Annotated in this window: 9 protein-coding genes; 6 read left to right on the top strand and 3 right to left on the bottom strand. The window is 59.9% G+C overall.

Annotated features, from left to right (window positions below; translation table 11 throughout):
* The first annotated feature begins 1 nt into the window (after window position 1).
* From NZK35_RS10060 to NZK35_RS10085, 6 genes are all read left to right on the top strand, one after another.
* Window positions 2-1,015 carry a hypothetical protein gene (locus tag NZK35_RS10060; RefSeq protein WP_259632408.1) on the top strand — a complete coding sequence of 338 codons (1,014 nt, stop codon included), beginning with the start codon at window positions 2-4 and terminating at the stop codon, window positions 1,013-1,015.
* 399 nt (window positions 1,016-1,414) lie between these two features.
* On the top strand, window positions 1,415-2,320 hold the full coding sequence (locus tag NZK35_RS10065) for an ATP-binding response regulator (RefSeq protein WP_259632409.1): 906 nt from the start codon (window positions 1,415-1,417) through the stop codon (window positions 2,318-2,320).
* A 121-nt stretch (window positions 2,321-2,441) separates the two neighbouring features.
* Window positions 2,442-5,135 (top strand): peptidoglycan DD-metalloendopeptidase family protein, encoded by a 2,694-nt coding sequence (locus NZK35_RS10070; protein ID WP_259632410.1) that lies wholly within the window; start codon window positions 2,442-2,444, stop codon window positions 5,133-5,135.
* Window positions 5,136-5,280: 145 nt separating this feature from the next.
* Window positions 5,281-5,640: a hypothetical protein gene (locus NZK35_RS10075; RefSeq protein ID WP_259632411.1), complete on the top strand. Its 360-nt coding sequence runs from the start codon at window positions 5,281-5,283 to the stop codon at window positions 5,638-5,640.
* Window positions 5,641-5,648: 8 nt separating this feature from the next.
* Entirely contained in the window at window positions 5,649-6,332 is a 684-nt protein-coding gene (locus tag NZK35_RS10080; RefSeq protein ID WP_259632412.1) for a hypothetical protein, read from the top strand.
* A 246-nt stretch (window positions 6,333-6,578) separates the two neighbouring features.
* Complete coding sequence (locus NZK35_RS10085; protein WP_259632413.1) at window positions 6,579-9,680, top strand: outer membrane protein assembly factor BamB family protein; 3,102 nt, start codon at window positions 6,579-6,581, stop codon at window positions 9,678-9,680.
* A 161-nt stretch (window positions 9,681-9,841) separates the two neighbouring features.
* On the opposite strand, the gene NZK35_RS10090 is transcribed toward NZK35_RS10085, so the two are convergent.
* The 3 genes from NZK35_RS10090 to NZK35_RS10100 are packed head-to-tail and all read right to left on the bottom strand — an operon-like array spanning window position 9,842 to window position 14,495.
* Entirely contained in the window at window positions 9,842-10,999 is a 1,158-nt protein-coding gene (locus NZK35_RS10090; protein WP_259632414.1) for a hypothetical protein, read from the bottom strand.
* Window positions 10,996-12,375, bottom strand: a complete 1,380-nt coding sequence (locus tag NZK35_RS10095) for an outer membrane protein assembly factor BamB family protein (protein ID WP_259632415.1) — start codon at window positions 12,373-12,375, stop codon at window positions 10,996-10,998. Before NZK35_RS10095 ends, NZK35_RS10090 begins: the two co-directional genes overlap by 4 nt.
* Window positions 12,372-14,495 (bottom strand): outer membrane protein assembly factor BamB family protein, encoded by a 2,124-nt coding sequence (locus tag NZK35_RS10100; RefSeq protein WP_259632416.1) that lies wholly within the window; start codon window positions 14,493-14,495, stop codon window positions 12,372-12,374. The genes NZK35_RS10095 and NZK35_RS10100 overlap by 4 nt, the downstream gene beginning before the upstream one ends.
* Window positions 14,496-14,662 lie beyond the last annotated feature (167 nt).

A 14,662-nucleotide genomic window follows, 5' to 3' on the forward strand; every position in this document is an offset into this window, starting at 1 on the left:
CATGAGCCCCTGCAAACAATCGTTCCCCTGCAAAGCAGCCGCCCTGGTTTCGATGGCACTGCTTTCGTTCGCGTTGGCGGCGGTCGCCGATGCCTGCCAGGTCCCGGTGTTCCGCTACGCCCTGGAGCGTTGGCCGGCGGACAATTATGAGCTTGTCGTGTTGCACGACGGCCCGCTCGGCGATGCGGAATCGAAGCTCGTCGAGCACTTGCGGGCGTCCGATCATCAATCGCCGGTTTCGGCCAACTGCGGCGTCAGACTGATCGAAGCAGCCGATCTCCAAGACGGGGTGCTGAAATCGGCGTGGGCGGAGCATGGCAAATCCGGCAAACCGGTTTTGGTGTCGCTGTATCCCTTGACGGCTCAAGAAGTCCCCGATCGTCTGATTGCCGCAGCCCCCTTGAACACGGAGTCGGTCGGCAACCTGATCGACTCCCCGATCCGACAGGAAATCGCAAAACGGCTGGTCGGGGGAGAGTCTGCCGTTTGGATCTTTGTGCCCTGTGGTGACCCCAAGCAAGACGAGGTCGCACTGGGCAACTTGACACGCTTCGTTCAGCAAAACGAACAATCGTTGGAGTTGCCCGAGCAGGAAGAGGTCGAGGACGAACAAGCATTGTTGGAACAGGCGGCGATCGACCTTCGATTGGATTTTTCGATCCTCACGCTCCGTCGCGATGACCCCAAGGAGCAGTTTCTGTTGAAGATGCTGTTGGCCAGTGAACCGGATCTGGAGGGACTCGATCAACCGATGGCGTTTCCGGTGCTGGGCAGGGGCCGTGTGCTGTACGCACTGGTCGGCAAGGGAATCTCGGAATTGACGATCGGGTTGGCATCGCGTTTCATCATCGGCCCCTGTTCCTGTCAGGTCAAAAATCAGAACCCGGGTTTTGACCTGTTGATGGCGATCGACTGGGAAAAGAAAATCGGTACGGCAAAGTTAAGCGACCCGTTGCCGGAGGCGTCGGCCGCCCCGGTGCTGCTGACCATTCCGCCCGGGCGAAACGCCAAGTGATCCGGTCGGACGCTGTGAAAGCGGCTCAGCCGATCGAGGACCGCCCCGTTCCAAGGCGCCCTCGTCGTGATTCTGCGATTTTTACCGTGCTTTCCGCGAAAAAGCGTTCCCCGCCGCAGAAGGTCCCGCAACGTCTGTATGGCAATCAGCTTATCTGTTGACGGATTCTCGAGGCCCGGAGGGCCGGCAGAGTGTCTGCCGGTGGCGTGACGGCCTGTCGATGGAAGCCGATCACAGATGGCATCAGCCGGTTCGCGCGTCGATCAGCGACGGTCCCAATGCCGAATCTGCGTGGGAACAGACCCCCTGCGGGTCAACGGCGTGTCGATAGGGTATCATCAAAGTCTTATCCTATTGCCCGCCGGGAACATTTATTTGATTCCACCAAGGTTGCTTTCCATGACCACCGTCCTGATCGTCGATGATTCCGCCGTCTGCCAGCGAGTCGCCGGCGCCTGTGTCCAAGCGGCTGGATGCGACGTCCGCTATGCCGCCGATGGATGTGAAGCCCTTGAATCGGTCAACACGGACAAGCCGGACATTGTGTTAACGGACCTGCAGATGCCCAAGATGGACGGGTTGGAGCTGGTCGAACGGCTTCGGGACGTGTATCCGCAACTGCCCGTGATCCTGATGACGGGATTCGGCAGCGAAGAGGTGGCCGCCCGCGCGCTGCGGGCCGGGGCATCGAGTTATGTGCCCAAGGAGAACCTCAGCAAAGGACTCAGCGAAGCACTCCGCACCGTCATGTCGGTCGTGCATGCGATTCAGGAGCGGGAAAAGGTCTTGGCCTTCTTGGAGGAGAGCCAGTCCCGTTTCGTGTTGGGGTATGAACCCGGTGGGACTCAAGCGCTGGTCGGCTATCTGCACGAACAATTGAAACTGCTGAATTATTTTGACGAATCGACCTTGGTGCAATTGACGACCGCGCTCAGCGAATCGATCACCAACGCGATCGACCACGGCAACCTGGAACTGGACTCCGACTTGCGTGAAGAGGACGACGGTTCCTATCGCGATCTCGGCGAAGAGCGGATCCAACAGCCACCGTATTGTGATCGGCGGGTGACCGTGATGGCGACCTTGACACAGTCCGAGGTCAAGTTTGTCATCAGCGACGAGGGGCCGGGATTTGATCCGTCGTCGTTGCCCGATCCGACCGACCCGGAGAATTTACTCAAGGCCAGTGGCCGCGGCATCATGTTGATCCGCACCTTCTTAGACGAAGTCACGTTCAGTGAAAAAGGAAATGAAGTCACGTTGATCAAACGTCGCGATTCCGTCGACGGAGACACTGAAATTTGAGATTTGAAAAGCCGCGCGGAGGTAGGGCGGTTCGATTAGGATCTTTGTTTGACGATTTCAGCTTTCGCTGTGCCCGAGCAAACCAACCCAGCCATCCACTCGCCCCGGCTTCGGCATCGACATGATTTGGAACCACCGGAAACGCCATCGCCCGATCCCGGTGCGTCCGATTGAACGACTCGAATCGCGATCGTTGCTTTCGGCCGATTTCGCTGTTCCCGTGGGCGATTTGCAGATCGATCCGATCTCCGGGCATGCCCCTCACGAATCCGTCGTTGAATCGGCCTTGTCCGGCGACGGGGATGTGCACACCGCTCACCGGCAGAGCTTCCTGCCAGGCGCCGAGGCACCGCAGAACGCCTCGTCACCCAACCTGCGTTTGATCACCGGATACGTTCGCGACGGGCTGGGCAATCCGATCGCGGCGCCTTTCCTGGGGCAGCGACTGGCGATTCAAGTACAGTTCGAAACGACGGATCTGCCTGCCGAGGCGTCCTATGCGTTTCACTTCACCGTCGATGGAGTGACGCTGGGCAGTGGAATCGTGACGACCGGCGCGGGGCAATCGATCTACACCGGGTTTCGTTGGCGGGCCGGCTGGTTTGCGACGCCGGGCACTCACAATGTGGTCGTGACCGTCGACGCGTTTAACTCCATTTCCGAAAGCGACGAATCGGACAACTCGTTCAGTTTCAGCTTCACCACCGGGCAAGCGACGTTTGCCCAGCCGTTGATCTGGCCTGTGGAAGGCGTCCCCTACTCCAACCACGCCTTCCTCAACTACGTCGACGTCGATCCGACGACGGGAATCCGAGACTTTCGTGGTGGCCGTTATGCTTACGACGGCCACTCGGCGTGGGACATCGCCGTGCGGGGGTATGACGAGCAAGACGCCGGCATCGAAATTTATGCCGCCGCCGACGGGGTGGTCGTCGACACGCATGACGGCGAATTTGATCGACAGACCGATCTCGGGCCCACTTTCCCTCCGGTCAACTACGTCGTCGTCGATCACGGTGACGGCTGGACGACCAGGTACGTTCACCTACGGCGTGACTCGGTCCAGGTCGCTGTCGGTGACGCCGTCTCCGCCGGCGACAAGCTTGGCTACATGGCCAGTTCCGGTTGGTCTGACATCACGCATCTGCACTTCGCGCTGGAACATCACGGGTTCTCCGTCGAACCCTGGTACGACCCAGCTGTGTTCCTGGACGCCTCGGTCGCTTCGCTCCACTACATCGGCGAGAGCCAATACGTGCTCAGCAACGGGATTTCCAATGTCCCCGTGGCGGCGCATGTCCGCGAAGGCACCTCGCGGGTCAGCGTTTTTGAGCAGAAGTCGGGACAGCTCGTTTACACTTGGAATTGGTTTTCCGGTGTCGAACAGGGAGATCTGATCCACTTGGATTGGCGACGTCCCGACGGATCGGTGTTCTGGGTCAATGAAACCACGGCGGGAAATGATTGGGCACATCAGTGGCGTTGGTTTTCTTATCGTTTCCCCACCACGCCCGAACTGGGGACGTGGACCATTGACGTCCTCGTCAACGGCATCAAACTCGCCGAGCAATCCTTCGCCATGGCTGCCCAAGGTGTCCCCGAGGCTCGTGTTTTGCAAGCCGGCGCATTGATCGTTGATGACCGCGTCACCCCGATCGATTTCGGAACGGTCCCGCAATCATCGTTCGCTCCCTCTCAGAACTTTACCGTCGAGAATCACGGCGAAGCGGTTCTCAACATCGGCGATGTCTCGGTTCCGGCCGGCTACACCATCACCGATCCGCTCCCGACCTCCTTGGCCGCCGGTCAGTCAGACACGCTGACTGTTCAACTCTCGACCGCGACACCAGGTCACTTCGCCGGTCAGGTGCGAATCGAAACCGATGATGATGATGAAGGCGTCTACGAGTTCTCGGTTGAAGGAATCGTGACCTCCGCCACACAGCCGCAGCAGTTGATTCTGGGGATCAATGAACGAAAAGAATCCGAGGGGGCGACGCTGTTTGGCAACGTCCGCCGCAGCGACCAGGGGGCAGGGACGTCGCAGCCGTTGGTGGTGAATCTGGCTTCGGACTCCCCATCGGTTTCGGTCCCCGACTCGGTCACGATTCCGGCGGGCAGCGATCGCGTGATCTTCCCGATCGTGACCACCCCGGACGGAGTGATCACGGGCGATCGTGTCGTGCAGCTGTCGGCGACATCCGCGGTCACGCCGGCTGCCCACAATGAATTGCTGTTGATTGACGTGCCGCTGCCGCCGACGATCGTCGATGTCATCGTCAATGCCGGAGACCCATCGAGATCGTCGCTTGATTCGGTCGCCATCCGGTTTGACCAGATCGTGAGCATCGATTCATCTGGCCCCGATCCGGCAGTTGAGATTGTCAATCGAGTCACGGATGCCTCGCTGCCGATTGACATGCTGGCATCGATCGTGGACGACAAGACGGTTTTGGAGATCCGTTTTTCGAACCCAGCGGGGATTGCCGACGCCAACTATGTGCTGAACCTGGATGCCCAGTTGATCACGGCTGCCGGTCTTCCGCTGGACGGAAACCGAAACGGTGTCGTCGATGGAGAAGACGATTTTCAGTTCGGCGCCGAAACGTCCGATGCGTTCTTCAAGTTCTATGGCGACAGCGACGGCGATCGCGATGTCGATGGACAGGATTACGGTCGCTTTGGACTCAGTTTTTTGAAAACGACCGGGCAGGCGGGGTTCGACCCCCGTCTGGATTCTGATTTCGACGGCGACGTGGACGGGCAAGACTACGGTCGATTCGGAATCCGGTTTCTAAGGACGTTGCCCGATTGACGCGTGGTGCACGGGGTTTTGTGGGGCTTTTTGAGTCCATTGTGACGCTGACGCATGTTCATCACGGGAGTGTGCCTGCCGGTCCTTCGCCCCGAAAACGCTGGTCCCCGCAACGCCACAGAACAAGCAACTACTGGTCAAGTGGTTGCAAACCGTACCGCTGTGTCTCAGAACCGACGGCAAAGAAGCGCTTCAGCTGGGGTTCAACCTCAACCCCGACGTGATGTTCGTGCTCGGCGACGGAGCCTTCACCGACGGAGCCTCCCGCTACTTCAGCGAGCGACCAAACAAGAAAGTAGTGGTTCACACCCTGGGGATGGAGGTCAGCGGAAAGAACGCGCAAACGTTCAAGCAACTTGCCGCCAAACATCGCGGCACCTACCAAGACGTCGGTGTTCATCCGCAAGCCGCACTGATCGCCAAACAGTTGCCTCGCCCACGACTGAAAACCAGAAACGGGTACTGGGGATTAAAATTGCCGGCTAACAACAAAAAGCTGCAGTAGCTCCGAGTGTGGACGCCGAAGCACCTGCACCGCCCGCCGTCGATGCCCCAACGGCACCCGCCGACCCGGATCAGTCCGCGCCGCCGGCCCCGGCCGCACAGTCGGCGGGCCCGACGACGGCCAAGTCAATCGCTCAAGACGCACATCAAGTGCACTACACCGGTGCGGATCGCTCGGGTGATCTGCATCAGCTTGAGCATCTCTGTGACCTGCTCGCAAGCCGCGGCATCAAACACCCCCAGCTCGACACGATGCGTTTTGCGACCGCCCAGTTTTATCAGCGCGACGGATTCCATCTCAAGGCCGCGCAAACCTGCCTCAAAATCCCCAAGCGTTCCCCTCTCTACGCAAAGGCTCAGTTGGCCGCCGGCAGAGAGTTCTGGGCCGAGGCGGTGCGGCGCGACAACGAAGGGATCAACAAACAACGTGCCGCGATCGTCAGCTGCGCGGCGAAATACCTGCGCGGCGCCATCGACCAGATCGATACCAAGAGCGAGATCACGGCACCCGTATTGGCGGGGATGTTCTCGCTCGCCGAGATCTCATTGATGCGTGACGATCCACGGCGAGCGATTGCGTTACTCGATGGAAAGCAAGGCGTTTTGGAACTGGCAAAGAAGGTGAAATTGTCGGAGGATTGGATGAAGAAACTTCAAACGCTTCAAGCGATGATCGATCAAATCGAGCAATAGCACGTACGGCAGTCGCAGGGGTGTGGAAATTTGGCAGAACGATACGGGGCAGAATCATGTCGGACTGAAATCATTCTGCCCCGTATCATTCTGCCCCTTCTTTTCAGGAGATCGGAACACTGCAACTTTGTGAAAAAGACACTCAGCGACGGCCCCATTCCTGAACATTGATGTTCGAATCTGCCGGGACACGGTTCGGCTATACTGTTGGCTGCCAGAGCCCAGTCCCCCGCCGCAGGGTTGAACATGAGACACCGAGTCACGAACATCACGTCCGCAACCCTTCTCGTTGTCCTTGCGTTAAGCGGTGCAGCGGAATGCCCGGCCGAGGACGCGACCCAGTTTGACCCAGCCGCCGCCGCCAATCTACAGGGTGGTTTGATCGTTCAGCTGGGTGGTCAAAACACCGATGCCGCCGCCCGGCTCAGTCGAACGGGGCGTTACCTGATTCACGTGCTGGATGCCGACGCCCAGGTCACCCGGTCTGCGCAGCAGCGATTGCGTGAGCAAGGGCACTATGGTTTGGCATGGGCGGAGCACGTTCGCGATCCGCGGCGGCTTCCCTACGCCGAAAATGTGGTCAACCTGATCGTCGTTGACGGTTACAGTGTCCCCGCTGCGGAACTGCTGCGCGTCTTGACGCCTGGCGGATCGGTCGTGGTTGTCAATGAAGGCTTGTTCGAAGCGATCGATTTGAATGCGCCGGGGTTTGCATCGGCTCGCCAAGTCGACTCCGCGCGAATCCTGCAGAAACGTTGGCCATCCGAAATGGATATTTGGTCTCACTCGCGACACGATGCCGATGGGAATGCCGTTTCGCTGGATACCGCCGTCGGACCCCCGCAACGCGTGCGTTGGATTGCCGCCGCGACGTCGGAAGTCGAAGGCATGGTGACCGCCGGCGGTCGCAACTTTTACGGCGGTGTTTTGGCGCGTGACAGCTTCAACGGGTTACGTCTCTGGCACCGCGACTTGAACAAAGACGGTGTCAACAATCCCGACACGTTTAGCCTGCCAAGACTCGCCGGCGATGGCTCCCGACCGGTTGCGTCGGATCGGCGACTGTTTGCCAAATTGAAAGACAGGTTGGTGGCGATCGATGCGGCGACCGGCGAAGTGTCGGTCGAGTTTGCGGAAATGAAGTCGCCCCGAGCGTTTTTGTTTGATGGCGTCCGCGTGATTGCCGCCGATGACAAAACGGTACGCGCGTTCGACGTTGAAAATGGGGCGGAGCTATGGCGGGTCGAGTCGGCCGAACCGCGTCACGTGGTCGCCGATGGCCAGCGAGTCGCGCTCGTTCAGGGTCGGATCAAACGTGGCGAAAAAGCGGTCGCGGTTGTGTTGGACGCCGAGTCGGGGGAGACGACCTGGACACGAGATGATTTTTCCTGGCTCGGTGAAACGACGCGTACCGTGCTCGCCAAGGGGCTGCTGGTCTTCGAAGTGTCGACGTTGAACGACCACGATGCCGGCAATGGAATTCATGTCGTCTCTGCAGACGCCGGCGAGCACCGTTGGTCGAAAGAGTATCCGCCGGGGATGAACCATGCACGGCAGGCGCGGGCGATGTTCTTGGACAACGACATCTGGATTCTGCATGGGGGAAAATCGAACACGACCGACAAAGACAATCTGATTCGATCGAAACCGCAAGTCTCCGCGCTCGATCCCAAGACCGGCGAAGTGCGTGTGAGCTATCCGGCGGGGCTGGCCCATTGTTTTCCGCCAGTCGCCACGCCCAACTATTTGTTTGCCGGCGAGTTGGACATGACCGACCTGAGTTCCGGCGAAGTCATCGCCAACCGAATCACGAAGGCGAATTGTTCACGCGACAGCGGTTGGATTCCGGCCAACGGGCTGATCTACACCACGCCCAAGCACTGCACCTGCTGGCCGATGTTACGCGGATTTGTGGCGATGGCCAAAGCACCCGGTCGTGAGAGTGACGCCAACCGTCCGCTGGCGGAAATCGAATTCGTACTCGAACAGGGGCCGGCGGAGATCGACCCGGATGCGGCAGGAACCGGTCCGAACGACTGGCCGCTGTACCGTCACGACCGCTGGCGCAGTTCGAGCACCGGCGGATCGGGTCCCGACGGGTTGAGTCAAAAGTGGACGGCCGTTTTGTCCGCTGACTTGGTCACCGATGCAAAAATCACCGGGCCGATCATGCACGACTGGAACGAAAATCCGGTCGTCAAAGGCCCGCTGAGTGCCCCGACGATCGCCGGCGGAACCGCCTTCGTGACGCGGTCCAATGCCCATGAATTGATCGCGGTGGACACTCAATCGGGATCGGTTCGGTGGAGATTCACCGCCAATGGTCGACTCGATACGCCGCCGGCGATTCACCGCGGGCTGTGCCTGTTCGGGACGGCCGCGGGTTGGGTGTACGCGGTCCGCGCCGACACCGGCGAACTGGTCTGGCGGATGCGTGCCGCCCCCCATGACGAGCGAATCGTCGCCTACGGTCAAGTCGAATCGCCTTGGCCCGTTCCCGGCGCCATCCTGGTCATGGATGGCATCGCGTACTTTGCAGCCGGCCGACAACCCTTGGCCGATGGCGGCATCCTGGTTTTCGCCGTCGATCCGATGACCGGCAAACGCCACTGGGTCAAACGCATCGACAGCGTTCCACAAAAAGGTTTCTACGAAAATTCCGGTTTGGAATTTGATCCTTTTGATATCCTGCATGCCGAAGGTGACAAGTTGGCGATGTCGCGTTGGATCTTGTCTCTCGATGGCAAGGACGTTGACGTCGACAAGTGGAACGCATTCGCCAAGCTGAACACCGGCAAAGGGGATGTTTGGGTTCCGCGCGGCAGTTGGACCTACGGCGCGCGGCATCAACATCGTTTCCGTGGTGAAGCACCACGACGACCGCTGACTGTTTTCAAGGACGACAAAGTTTTCAGCTCACTCGACGGCAGCACGGACGTGTTCCGCCGCGATTTCAGCGCCGCAGACGTTCAATCCTTCAACAGCAAGTGGATCACCGGATGGGAAGCGGGCAAGTTGGCGCGAGAAGGTGGAAAACCCTATCGAAACCAACGCGTTTCCACCAACTCGGCCTGGGTTCACGATCCCTTTGCCGATCCAGAGGAGATCAAGGAGGAACCCGAATACGGAACTCAACTGCACAACGAGATCTACGCGATGGCGTTGTCCGGCGATGAAAAACTCTACGTCGTGCACCGGGACGGTCGTTTAAAAGTCCTGTCGACCGAAACCGGTTACGTCATCAAAGAATCAAAGGTGCCGCCGCCGGCCTGGGACGGACTGGCGATCGCCGATGAACGTCTTTTTCTGACGACGCAGGACGGAAAACTGATCTGTCTTGGAGACTAGTGCTTCAACCCTAAGATTCAATCTGGACAAAGCACTCCAGCAATTTCACCGGGTTCACAATCGAAAACAAGATCCACCGATGGCAGCGTGACCCCACGGATGACAGAGAGCAAAAAATCCGTGGGTCCGCGCTGCTATCCGTGGGCCCAGTATTTATTTCATTATTCTGTCTTCATTCCCATCCGCAGCTTCATCGTGAACGCCAACGCCGCGAGTGCCATCACGGCGAGCACCCAGATCTTGCCATCGTCTTGATCCTCATCGCCCGCCGCTTCGGTCGCGGTTGTCTGCGGTGTCTCGGGTTTCCCGGCAGGAATCGCCAACTCCAGTGGCTCACCCGAGTCCGCCGATTCGACCATCACGATTTGATCGCCGAGGGTCTGTTGCCAATCGGTTTTTAAGATCAGGTCGACGCCCGGGTTGAGCGCCTTGACGCTGCAGCTGCACTCGCCAACCAGATAGCGGCACGCCGCGATGATCGAACCGGCGTCAAAGTCTGCAGCGGGCAGGGGTTCGATCATTCGTCCGCGGCCGAACACCGGAAACACGAACGGGGCCTCGACCGTTTCGGTCCAGCCATCGACCATCGCGCGAAATGCGAATTCGTTTTCATCGTCGTGTCGAAGTCGCTCGATCGTGAATTTGATTGAGAGCGGGATGTCACAGCGCAGCACGTCATCCATCGACGCCGCCGGGTGGTCCTGCAGATACTGCGCGGCCTCTTCTCGTCGAATCACGCCCTCGGGAATGGCGATCGCGGCGGTCGCGTCCCGGAGTGCAGATTGCAGGTTCGCCCGCAGCGCGTCGTTCTGAGATTCGTCGGGGCCTTCGACCAGGACCCAGACGGCGGACGCACCGGTTTGGATTTCACGAATGATGTTCTCGCGTAGCGGAGACTCGATCCAGGCGTTCAGATTCGCCGATGTCAGTGCGCCGCTCCAGCAGAGCGCTGGTTGACCGTCACGCTCGGGATAAAAGACCTGCAGCAGCGGCGTCTGCTCGGTGCTTTCCAATCCCTCGACCGACCAGAGTTCGGCTTCGGAGAGGGTGGCCAAATCGACGACTCGGGTGGTCACGTTGATGCTTGGTCCGGCGAGAGACCGCAGTGCCGCGAGTGCGTCGGCCGCATCGCCGGTCGATTCACCATCGATCAAGGCCACGATTTCATACGTGTCGGCCGGCCACCGTTCGAGTGCATAGCGAAACACGGGAACCTTGCACGCGTTCGCGGTGTTGGCGAATAACAGGGTGAGGACGACGCAGAGAGTGCGTCGATAGAAGGATCGCCTCAAGGCTAGACACCAACGATTGCCGTTCATCGTTGCGACCCGAAGGCGTAGATGTGGCCGAGTCCGGTGCTGACGAGCAGTCGGCCGTCGGCGACCGCCAGCCCGTGGGCGACACCGTCAACCTCGGCCGACCATTTCAGCGTGCCGTCGTCGGCGTCATAGGCACGGACTTCGTTTTCCAGGCCGACAACGATCGAGTCGGCGGTCTTGATGAACCCGGTCGGGTTTGGGCAATCGACCTCCCACCTCCAAGCTTCCGCTTGTTGCTTGGTGGCCTTGGCCAATTCCGCTTTCGCGGCCGCCTCGGCTTGTTCGTCAGTCCTCTTCTTGTCGTTGATGATCCCGTTGGCTTTAGTCGCGGCAACCTGTGCGGCGACATAGCTGGATCGGTTCAGCATCTTGAGTTTTCCCGCGGTCGGAATCCAGGCACGTTCTCCGGCGACCAGGATGCGATTGGTGCCACTGAAGGTCGCCAGACGCTGTCGGCTGCGCGCATCGGCCAATCGCATTTGATCGCTGGACGATTTTTGGTCTTGCGGGCCGGCCAACAGCATTTCGTCTTCGGTCAACACGCAGAACACGCCACCGGCTTCACCGATCGCACCGAGGCGACTGCCGTCGGCCATCTCAAACGCCAACGGCGCCGCCCGGCCTTGGGGCACATAGATCCGCTCCGACGACGCCAGCAACGCACCCTGCATCGTGACGCCTTGAACTTCGTTACGGAAGCATCGATCGCCGTCCAAAGCCCCCGTCATGGCGTCGACCTTGCACAGGTAAGACGCCTTCCACGGAACCAGCGACGCGCCGAACAACGCGGTGCCGTCTTGGACGAGCACACCGGTCCGCACCGGCCACATCGAAATCAGCTTACGATTGCTCGCCACCTGTTTCCGCTCCGGTGCGGCTTGCCGTTTCCAAATCAATTCGCCGGAGCTCTGGTCACAACAATAGACGAACCCGTCATCGGAACCGAAGAAGGCCCGTCCATCGGACAAGGTGGGAGGAAATCGGACGGCGGATCCGGTGAAAAACACCCATCGTTCTTTGCCCGTCGCGACGTCCAACGCGTGCACGGCATCATCGACCGACGAACCGAAAAAAACTTGGTCGCCATCGACCGTCACGAAAAAGCAGGGGTCGAAGTTGCGCATCGATTGCAGGCCGCTATTGCCCGAATAGGCGTCCCACTTTGCAGGTCCCGTCCACGCGGTTTGCGGGGGCTGCTGCGAGACACGCACCCAATGCGGTTGCATGGGGAACGTCAGGCTAGCGTCGGTGACGCCGCTGCGACGGGCGTCGTGACGATACGTCGGCCAGGGTTGGGCGCACGCTTTGGAGCCAACGCCGACAACTTGGCTGCCGATGCAGCCCAACAAGACGATGACGGTTCGAAGTTGGATCATCGCTCCTCTCCCAACGGCAAGACGGGGGCAAAACCGATCGAAGTTTCCATCCAACCGCCACAGGAACACCCGCCACCGCCCTCCGGTGAAAACAGCATGCCTTGAGCCGGAATGGTGCTCAGCCAACAACTCGGCCGCAAGCGGGTGAATTCGCTGGGTTTCTCGTCTTGGAGTGACCATAGCGACAGGGGGCCGGTTCCACCGCGATAGATGATCGAGTTGCCGGCGCCGATCGGTGTCGCACATCCGCGGCGTTTGCCCAGCGTCCCCGATTTGACCACGCGGCCGTCGTCGGCACTGAGAATATGCGGTTGGACGAAGATCTGTCCGTTCATCAACACCGCGTGTTGGATGTGTGCGCTGTGATGGTCTTCGGGCCACTGGACGGATTGCTGCCAACGCGGCTTGCCGGATGCGGCATCCAACGCGACGAAGTGAAACTCGTTCTTTCCAGAGGTTTGCAAGATGAACTGATCGTCGTCGGCGATGCCAAAACTGATCAGCGTTTCATGATCCTGGGCGGGCACCTTTGCTTTCCATCGCTCTTCGCCGCTATCAAGGTCCAGGCAAACGATGGAGGCCGCGCTCCAGATTTGGCGGTTGAGTAGTTTTCCACTCGACGCTTGTTTCAGCGAGGGATCGTCGACTTCGACAAAGTAAACATGGTTGCCGGAAATGGTGATGGTGGAATGCACGATCGCGTCGGCATCACGCTGCCAATCGATGCTGCCGTATTGCTTGTCGTAGCCCACGATGGCGTTCCCGCAGACCTTGGCGGTCGCCGCGTCGTCTTTGCCGTCGTACCACGCCGCCTTGTCCCAAAATCCCGAATAACCGCTGCCTGGTTTCATCACGGTTCCGACGACGCGATGCTCCGTGACGGCGACGTAGCCCCATTCGCTGTTGCCCTCGTATTCTTCCGGCAGCAACATCGTGCGAATCATTTCTCCGCTGGCGGCGTCGATCACCCACAAGCGATCTTTCACGGCGGCATAGACGTGCGAATCATCCGCACACCAGTTGCCACAGTCTCGCGGGATGTTGACGCGTCGCAGGTCGGGGATTTCGAGCGACCACAGCACGGCGCCGTTGAAGGCATCGAGCGCGATCATGCGGTTCATGCCTTGATGAAACAGTCGGCCGCCGACGGCCAACGGCGCGGGCATGCGGGGGTTGCGGTCGATGCCAAAATCCGCCCCCGGTCGCCCGATCCATCTCACCTCCAGGTCGGCCGTGTCGTCGACGCCGCCGAGCATTTCGCCGGAGTACGAGGCGTTGCCGCTGGAGCCGTACTGGTGTCCCCAGGCGGCGAGTTCCGGTGCGGCGCGTCGCCCGAAATGGACGTCGGGGTTGATGGTCTGCCAAGCGTATTCGTCGTTTTTCGACTCAGCCACTTCATCGCCGCTGCCCAGTTTGATGATCTGTCCCATCGGGGAGAGCAGACCGGCGACATCGTTGACTTGATTGCCGCGAACAACGACGACGTTGGCGATCGCGTGGGGAACGTCTTGTTTCAGTTGGGCGGTCAGACGAATGCCGTAGGTTCGATCGGCATACCATCGTTTGCGCAAGCGGTTCAACACGTCTGAATCATCGACCGCGGCGACAACTGTCATCGACGTCCCCGCCGCGATCGCTTCGCACCAAGAAGGGGGTACGTCGCCCCACACGACCGCGTACCCGCCGGGCTGAACCAGCCGTTTGATCGCCTCCTCGGCTCCGGCGGGGACCTCGGATGTCTCAACCACCGGAGGCGTGTAGTTCATCCCGCCTTCGAGTTGATAAAACGAGCTAAAGGAACGCTTACCGCCTTGATTCAAGCCGAATCGATACCAGTAGGTTTGGCCCGGGATCAGATCGTCCACGACGACGCGATGGCTGGTGCCGGAGGATGGCGAAGCGATGACACGTCCCAGTCTTCGGGTTGGTCCAAAGGCGACGGCGGCCGGACCGGCGATCGTCGTTTCCCAGCGAATTTCGGCCGATGTCGGCGTCAAAAAGCGGACTCCCGGGCGGACGCCGAAGACGATCGGCTCGTCCGGCAGCGTTTCGTCCTGGGCGTGCGACGACACCGCCAGCCCGATCCAGAACGCGACGATGACCAACAGACGGAGAGGCATGATTGCGTTTCACCAAAAAATCGAGACGCGGAAAGGAGACGATGGCTTGAGGTTAACCGTGTCGCAGACGGCAGTCATCGGTGGTCGCACCGGTTTTGTAAAGCAACCCTCCTGGCAGGAGGGTCGGGCGCAGCGAGGGGAGGTCGAACGGTGAATCGCCACGGTGG

Source organism: Stieleria sedimenti, from assembly GCF_025060895.1.
In the GTDB taxonomy this organism is placed as follows: Bacteria; Planctomycetota; Planctomycetia; order Pirellulales; family Pirellulaceae; genus Stieleria; species Stieleria sedimenti.